This window comes from Candidatus Oleimmundimicrobium sp., assembly GCF_030651595.1.
In the GTDB taxonomy this organism is placed as follows: domain Bacteria; phylum Actinomycetota; class Aquicultoria; order UBA3085; family Oleimmundimicrobiaceae; genus JAUSCH01.
In genome coordinates, this window is record NZ_JAUSCH010000099.1 from 1 (window position 1) to 8,485 (window position 8,485).

Here is an 8,485-nt window from a genome sequence, read left to right on the forward strand (position 1 = left end):
TCATATTGGAAATACTGGACGGGTTATGCTTGGAGTCCATGGGAAAAAATTTATAGCGTAAAGACAGGATATTGGGGCCCGACTTATTCTCCTGCTGTTCTCAAAAGTAAAATTAGACCTTATCCTCAATACAGCTTCACGGTTTTTTGGAACGCTTATGGTGGGACGTGGCAATATTATCGGTATTATTACCGAGTATGGATCGGAGCGCCTCATCATACCAATAACTATGTAACAGGGTATTATTATAGGTCTGATTATCTGAAAAGACGTTACAGATATAGCTATACGGGAAAATCGTGGGTAGAAAGCGGATACTGGAAAAACTATACCGCTAAAAAATGGATTGATACCTCTTATTACACAACTCAAAGCGTGTTGATAAAACAGGGTTATTGGAAATATTACACTGCTTATCGCACGGTAAGTTATACAGTACCTTATACTGCCTGGCGCACGGTAAGCTATACAGAAAAAATTCCCTATACGGCTTGGAAGTGGGTTAAAGACGGTTACTGGATTGAAGGGCTGGAAGGCAGCATAACGCTTTCCAAGACTCCTAAATACATCTTTTCGGCGTTTCATAATAGAGAGAACGGCGAGACTTGCGATATGCGCTTCACGCTTAACTGGGACGCCTCTAAGAAGGTTATAAAGGTTGAGGCATATCACGATACCATACGCCTTAAAAACAAAGGAACGATTAAAGTTCACGCCTCAACATTGGATTTTAAGTCCGGGAAGAAGGGAAGTTATAAGGGAAGATTAGAATTTCCGAAGGCAGCTACATCTAATTCAGAACTTCACATCATTTTAACTGCCGATGATGGGACAACGGCTCATTGTTATTGCAAGATACCGGTTAACGGTTTTTACGGAATTAATATACCCGAACTTGATTGTGAGCAAGAAACTAAATGGAGCCGGTCTTTACAGGATGAGGGGAGCGTAACGATAGAGTGAGTTTTGCTTTTTATAAGATTGTAGAGAATAGAGAGCAAAACGGCTTAGTTTACATAATATAAACTATCGGAAGATAGGAGAGTTAAAGAAATGGCAGTTCAGATAGCACGAAAAAGAAATAAACCAATACCGGCGACTCAAGACGTTGTAGATATTCTCGATGTTACGGATGACTATATCATCTTAAAAAATTTTGAATATCGTGCGGTGGCCAGAGTTTCAACTATAAATTTCTATCTTAAATCAGACGAGGAAAAAGAAGCTATACTTGCGGGGTTTAGGGCTTTTGTCGATTCTATCCCCTACCCTATCCAAATATTAATTCAGTCCAGGAAATTGGATATTTCCTCTTATCTTGCCAATTTGCGGGAAAAGTTTGCGGAGCGGGGGGAAGAAGCTAAGGAAATTGCAGAAAGTGAATTAAGTTTTGTAAAACAATTAGTCGAAAAAAATAAAATTCTTCAAAAGTTTTTTTATATCATTATTCCTTTTCAGGGTGAGGCGGAGGAAGCGGAAAGAGAGCTTAATCTCCGGTTTCAGCTTTCAGCTAAAGCACTTGAAAAATGCGGGTTAAAAGTTAACCGGATAGAAGGCGAGAAAATCGTTGATTTACTCGTAGAGGCAAACAACGGGGCAGGAAAAGGCGAGCTTGCGATAAATAGGATAGCTCCAAAATCAATAGACAGCAGTAATTCAGATTATTATAAGTTAGACGATTTATACGTTAAAACCTTTTTAATACCTTCAAACGGATACCCGGAGAAAGTTTTTGGAGGGTGGTTGTCGCGTATTTTAGATATGCAAGAATCTTTTGATTTCTCTATTCATATTCACCCATCGGACTCAGGTTTAATGGCGGGCAAGTTGGCACGAGATATAAAAAAATTAAGGCGCACTACTAATTATGATCAATATATCGGGAAAAACCCGGATATGTTGACGAACATAAAATTAATAGATGGCGAGGAGCTTCTTAATGCGCTTCTGCGAGGTAGCGAAAAGATTTTTGATGTATCGTTTTATCTCACTACCAGAGCAACCTCGAAAAAGAAGTTGGAGCAAGCGTCTAAAGCGGTGCAGATGATATTTTCTTCAATGCTTTTGCGTTCGCACTCGGCGAACTTTCAGCAAGAGGAAGCGTTTAAATCAGTTTTGCCTATCGGCCGGGATTACCTCCACAGTACGAGAAATTTTAACAGCTCTTGTTTATCGGCTTGTTTTCCATTTATAAGTTCGGAGCTTTCGGCAAAAAACGGGATAATTTACGGGATTAATAAACACAACAACACGCTTGTTACGTTTGACCGGTTTTCTCTTGAAAATGCCAATCAGATTGTTTTTGCAAAATCGGGGGCTGGCAAGAGTTTTGCGGTCAAACTCGACACGATAAGAAACTGGCTTTGTGGGGCGGATGTAATTGTTATTGATCCGGAGAATGAATTTACCGCCTTGGCGGAAGCAATCGGCGGGCAAGTGATAGAGCTTTCGGCTTCGAGCAAGGATATTATTAACCCTTGTGAACTTGAGGATATAAAAAATCTAAGAGCAAAAAGTTTATATTTACAAGGGCTTTTTGCGACTATGCTCGCTCAAAGCGTGAGCGGAAGAACGAAGTCAATATTTGATAAAGCAATTACCCAGGCATATGAAAAGAAAAAAGAAGTTTATCTTGCCGACGTCATAAAAGAGATAGAAAGATTAGGAGCGAAAGACGCTTCTTTGGGGTTGGAGCGGTTTATCAGAGGAAGTTACTCAGGTCTTTTTAACGGGAAAACAAACGTTGAGTTAAATAATTCTTTTACTGTTATCAACATTCAAAATCTTGAAGAAGAATTAAGACCGGTTGCGATGCACGTTATTTTGGGTTGGATATGGGAAATTATTAGAAAAAATCCTAAAAAACGGATTTTAGTATCCGAGGAAACGTGGCAATTATTGCAATACCCTGATACAGCCAGATTTTTAAAGAGTTTTGCAAAGAGGGCAAGAAAATACTACCTTGGCTTAACGACTATCACGCAAGACGTGGAAGATGTTTTGGATAATCCCGACGGTATAGCTCTTGCTACAAATTCATCTATGCAATTTTTATTGAAGCAGAGCGCTCAAGCCATAGATAAAATAACAGAGGCTTTTAAATTAAGCGTTGGGGAAAGGACTTTTATTTTATCTTGTGATGTTGGGGAAGGGCTTTTGTTTGCCGGCAACGAACACGTTGCTTTAAAAATAAAGGCTTCTGGTGATATGTACAAACTCATCACAACTGATCCAACGGAATTATTTGAGGACGAAGATGTTTAAAATAAAATTGTTTCCTAAAATAATGGCTATACCGTTTCTTGCTGTCGGGCTTGTGATTCTCTTATTTTTAGGAGCCTCAACCGCTTTGAGCGGTGGGACACCAATTATCAACACGGACGGTTATTGTTTTCCGGTAGGCGGGGAATACTCATATTGCGATACTTGGCTTGCTCCCAGAGACGGGGGGGAACGCAGACATTACGGTTGTGATGTTTTCGCAAAGAGAGGGACTTATCTCTATGCAATTTATGACGGGGTTATCTCAAAAAAGTATTCCGGTGGTTTAGGCGGGCTTTCAATTTGGATAAATACGGATGACGGAAAGAGATATTATTACACGCATTTAAACGGGTTCGCGCCGGGGATTGAAAAAGGAGTTAAGGTTAAAGCGGGGCAGGTTGTTGGATATATGGGAAATTCAGGAAACGCCCGAACTACCCCCTGCCATCTCCATTTTGGAGTTAAGGTTAATGGAACATGGGTTAACCCTTACCCTATCTTAAAACAGATTGAAAATGCTCAAGAGAGACAAATATGATAGGGGCAACACACGCAGCAATCGGAGCATTGGCAGGAATAGGGATTAAGGGGACAACCGCCTCAATCGGGGCGGGCGTTATCGGTTCTTTACTCCCGGATGTTGATAAGAAAAATACAACGATTGGAAATTGGTTAGGATTTTTGGCGTTGCCCTTTCGGCTTATATTTAAACACAGAGGTGGAACACATACTCTTTTAAGTTGTCTTCTTTTTTCATCTATTTTTTTTATTATTTTTAAGGACCTCTTTTTGACACTCAGTTTTTTTGCCGGTTTTTTTCTACACTTGTTAGCCGATGGTTTTACGGCCACCGGCGTTAAACCATTTTTACCCTTTTCAGATTACAAGATTTTTGAGTTGCCAAAATGGGCGACTTTTAAAGTCAATGGCCATAAAGAATATCTATTACTTGTTGTGTTGATTTTGGGGCTGGCCATGGGCGGGCTTAAATGAATATTCGATTAAAATTATTCGCAATTTCCGGACAGATCTAAAACAAAATATTCAGGATTGGTGAATAACGTATATGTAATAAAAGACATAAAAAATGGGCATACTAAACCATTAAGGAGGTGGGAAAAACCGCTTAAAACGCAACTCACAAAGCGGTTTTTTAGCAGATGAAGGACAAAATTCAGTATTTAAAAATAACCTTGCCAAGAGACAACGAAGTTACACCTTTCGCAGCGGAACAGCTTTTCGCTACCCTGCACGGCATACATAAACCACTTCATCAAATAATCTTAGATAGAGGGCAGGAATATTTAAGTTTTGAGATAGAAGCAAACGCGGAGGGAATAATATTTTTTGTCGGCACGCCGGAGAATTTAAGAGAATGGGTCGAGAAACAAATTTATGCTCAATATACCACCGCGGAAATTGAGCAGGCGGAGGAAGCTGAAACCCTTGATCCGGAAGATAAAGTTTTTGTGGTGAGTGAGTTAAAACTCCACAAGAATACCGCCTTCCCGATTAAAACGTTTCGAGATTTTGAAAACACGGATCCGCTTGCCGGTATTACAAGTTCGCTCACCAGACTTAACGAAGGTGAAAAAATAATAATTCAGCTTCTTGTGAAGCCGGTTGGTGGAAGGTGGGGGGAGAAAGGTATTGAAACCTCAAACAAAGCGGTAGGGCGTTCGGGTGGGGGGTTGGTTGGGTTAATTGCCGGGGATATCGTTCTTTTTGTTTTGAGTATCGTCCAATCGGTTTTTACCATTGGGACAGGGGCAGACAGCATGGACTCGCAAGGGGGCGGAGAAGGAGCGCCAAGAGAACACACCGAGACCGAAAAAATGATTATGAAGGCAGTAGAAGGCAAGTGTTCAAAGCTCGGTTTTAGGTTTGTGTTACGCCTTGGTGTAGTCGCAAAAGATAAAAAAAGAGCAAAACAGCTCACGAGAAATATTGCCGCAAGTTATAAGCAATATAACATCGGTGGCCTCAATGGTTTTAAAAAGAAAATTTTGGTTTTTAAGGGCAAGCACCTTAAACGTTTAAATAATAGGAGCTTTCCGATAACAAGAAGACAAGTTCTCAACATCGAGGAGCTTTCTTCGTTATGGCACATGCCGAATAAAAATTTAGGGACTCCCGGAATAAAATGGAGCGGAGCAAAAAAAGCTCCCGTGCATTTTACGAATGATGAGGGCGTTGCCCTGGTGCGGAGCAAATTCAGAGGGCAAGAAAAAGTAGTGAGAATTAAACCGTTTGATGAGCAGGGGCATATTTGGGTTGTAGGAAAAAACGGCACGGGGAAAACAACCTGTTTACAAACTCAAATTTTGCAACATATTGATATGGACGATGGGGTAATTGTTGTCGATTATCACGGGGATTTATCAGAAACAATTTTAGGACTTATACCCGAATGGAAGCGGGAAGATGTGTATATTTTAGACTTGGCGGATTCAGAATATCCAGCCGGGTTTAATATGTTGGAAGTCAAGAAAGATGATTTTTTCGAGCCGGTGTTAGTAATTGATGAAATGGTGGCCGTGTTTAGAAAAGTGTTTGCCGGTAGTTGGGGGCCATCGACAGACGATATTTTCAGAATGAGCGCTACGGCCGTAGTCGAGGCGGGGGATGCTACCATTTTGGATATGTTTTATATGCTTACAAACAAAGCGTACCGGGAAAAGGTTATCCCGAAAATTGAAAATCCGGTGGTAAAAGATTATTGGCTTACCACTTTTAATGAGCTTGATATCAAAACTAAAAACGTTATTTTAAATCCGCCGCTAAATAAAATCAGGCGGTTTATAGGCAACAAGGCAATTTTAAATGTCATCGCTCAAGAAAAGAGTACTTTTAACATTCGTAAGATAATGGACGAGGGGAAAATATTAATCGTTAATCTTGCGAAGGGACGTATAGGAGAAGATAACGCAAGTTTATTTGGCGGGATGATCGTCTCTAAAATTCAGCTTGAGTCGATGGCCAGGGTAGAGGTTGACCCTTCAAAAAGAAAACCTTGTTATGTGTGGTTAGATGAGTTTCAAAATTTTAGCACCGATGGAATCGCGACCATGCTTTCAGAGAGTAGAAAATATGGCATAGTTCTTACCTTAGCAAATCAATTTCCTTCACAGCTTACAGAGGCAATCAGGGGGGCTGTTTTAGGGAACGTGGGAACTCTCCTTTGCTTTCAGCTCGCAGCGGAGGAAGCAGAAAACATTGTTGGGGAGTTTGAGCCGACGATAAACACAAGCGATATCGCGAATTTAGATCGCTTTAATTGCTACGTGAAATTGAGGGTTGACGGAAAACAGGCAAAACCTTTTTCTGGGATTACCATACCTTTAGTTGATGACCCGGACACTCAAGTTGCAGATGAGGTTAAGAAATTATCAAGAGAAAAAATCTCAAGTAAGCGGGAAGATGTTGAAAGAAAGTTACAGATTAAAAGAGAGAACATCGAAAAAGCAGCGGGGATTGGAGAAAAAGCGAGAGAGATCGCTAATGCTTTTGAGGAAGCAAGTAAGGTAGAATTTTATACTGACATTCTTATAAATTATTCACCTGAAAAAATAGAAAACGCTTTTGAAATAACAAAAATTAAAATGAAAAAAGGCGAGCTTGATAGACCACGAAGATATTTTATGAAAGTTTTAGGAAGTGAGAGAAAAGTAAAATGAAAATAACAAAACGTGATAAAGAAATAATTTTAACCCTTTATAAGCAACGGTTTTTAAAGACGAAACATTTAAAAGAGCTTTTTTTTATTTGTGATAATTCAGCATGGAGAAGATTAAGAGAACTTACGGGGGAGGATTATCTAAAACGATTGCGTTTTGCAAGACCTATGGGTGATGGAACGGATGAATTTATTTATTCGGCGGGTAAAGAAGCAATCCCGCTTATTGCCGGTTGGACGGATAATAACATTAAAAACGTTAAGAAAATTGTACTAAAAAAACAACCGGAAGGGCTTTCTTTTTACGCTCATACTCTTGCAATCGCGGATACTATGATTATGTTCAGCAAAATTAAAGGGGCTAAATGGCAGAGTGAGTTGGAGTGGAGAAGTCTCATCGGTAATTCGTCAATTCCAATTCCTGACGGGTTTGTAAAATTTAAGGACGATGGTTTCGTGGAAAATTATTGTATTGAAGTTGATTTGGGAACTATGAGGACGGCAGCTTTTCAAAGAAAGCTAGATCGGTATGTTAATTATGTTAATGATAAAAATAAAAATGACTTTGAGTATTTAGAAATTATAGTATTTGTGAAGGACGAAGATAGAATTAAATTTTTAAAGAAGGCAACGAGAAAAACAAAAAGAAAAACAAGCGAGGAAGAAAGACAGATGATAGGTGTACACTTTACAACATTCAATAGAGGGATAAAGGGTAAGGTTTTTGAGAGTATTTATAGTAACGGAAAATCCTCAATATTTGACTAAAAAATTGATTAGTAAGGTGGTTAGTTTAAGACTAATCATTTCACGCCCCCGCCATTATTTAAAAAACGCCAGCTCGTTAGTGGTAATCACGTGTCAGCTTTCAGCTAAAATGACACGTGATTACCACTCCCTCGACCAACTTATTCCGGTGGAATATGCAGTTGGTTGGTTGGCTATTTTTTAGGCGGGGGCGTAAGTGTATTTATAGTTTTAAAGATAAAGATAAAGAGAAAGAAAGAAAGAAAAGAAAGAAAAGAAAGAAAGAAAAGAAAGAGGGAATGAAGTGTGGGTATTTTGAGGGAATGAAATAAGGGCAATGATTTTGAGGGTATGAAATGTAGGAAAAGATTATGCGCACAGGAACATAGGTGCTTTTAATAATGACCTTTGAAATCTTATGTTATTCGCGGGTTTTTGCGAATCACTTTTAAAGATTTTGTGGGAACGATTGAATGTTAAGATAGTGTAACCCGGGTTACCCTTTAAGAAAATTAGAAAGAAATTAGGGGAAGTTGCCCCCACCAGTGCTTTTTGAAGAAAAACTCCTGTTCAGGACACATTCCAATCATTTAACCCACTCTGGACTCGAACTTTTAATTATCAGCAATACAAATCCATACTTATATGGAACTCTGCATATTACGAAATATAACGTATATTATGGAATGTTAGTAGAATTTAAGGCATTTTATCTGTGATTTTTGGTAATTCTTGAAGGGGAAACTTGTCTTAACTCGAAGTTTAATTGTATATTATGGAATGCTATATATTAATAAG

At 39.2% G+C, this 8,485-nt stretch carries 7 protein-coding genes; all 7 read left to right on the forward strand.

Going from position 1 to position 8,485, the window contains the following annotated elements; genetic code table 11:
• A partial coding sequence (locus Q7U95_RS05885) for a hypothetical protein (protein WP_308752721.1) occupies positions 1–963 on the forward strand: 963 nt, incomplete at its 5' end.
• Positions 964–1,053: 90 nt separating this feature from the next.
• The gene (locus Q7U95_RS05890) at positions 1,054–3,264 is read left to right on the forward strand and encodes an ATP-binding protein (RefSeq protein ID WP_308752723.1); all 2,211 of its coding nucleotides are present in this window, start codon (positions 1,054–1,056) and stop codon (positions 3,262–3,264) included.
• Positions 3,257–3,802, forward strand: a complete 546-nt coding sequence (locus Q7U95_RS05895; RefSeq protein ID WP_308752725.1) for a M23 family metallopeptidase — start codon at positions 3,257–3,259, stop codon at positions 3,800–3,802. Before Q7U95_RS05890 ends, Q7U95_RS05895 begins: the two co-directional genes overlap by 8 nt.
• Positions 3,799–4,257 carry a metal-dependent hydrolase gene (locus Q7U95_RS05900; RefSeq protein ID WP_308752726.1) on the forward strand — a complete coding sequence of 153 codons (459 nt, stop codon included), beginning with the start codon at positions 3,799–3,801 and terminating at the stop codon, positions 4,255–4,257. The genes Q7U95_RS05895 and Q7U95_RS05900 overlap by 4 nt, the downstream gene beginning before the upstream one ends.
• A 167-nt stretch (positions 4,258–4,424) precedes the next feature.
• Positions 4,425–6,941, forward strand: a complete 2,517-nt coding sequence (locus Q7U95_RS05905; protein ID WP_308752727.1) for a TraM recognition domain-containing protein — start codon at positions 4,425–4,427, stop codon at positions 6,939–6,941.
• The gene (locus Q7U95_RS05910; RefSeq protein ID WP_308752728.1) at positions 6,938–7,708 is read left to right on the forward strand and encodes a replication-relaxation family protein; all 771 of its coding nucleotides are present in this window, start codon (positions 6,938–6,940) and stop codon (positions 7,706–7,708) included. Before Q7U95_RS05905 ends, Q7U95_RS05910 begins: the two co-directional genes overlap by 4 nt.
• A gap of 155 nt (positions 7,709–7,863) precedes the next feature.
• Positions 7,864–8,019, forward strand: a complete 156-nt coding sequence (locus tag Q7U95_RS05915; RefSeq protein ID WP_308752730.1) for a hypothetical protein — start codon at positions 7,864–7,866, stop codon at positions 8,017–8,019.
• Positions 8,020–8,485: the final 466 nt, after the last annotated feature.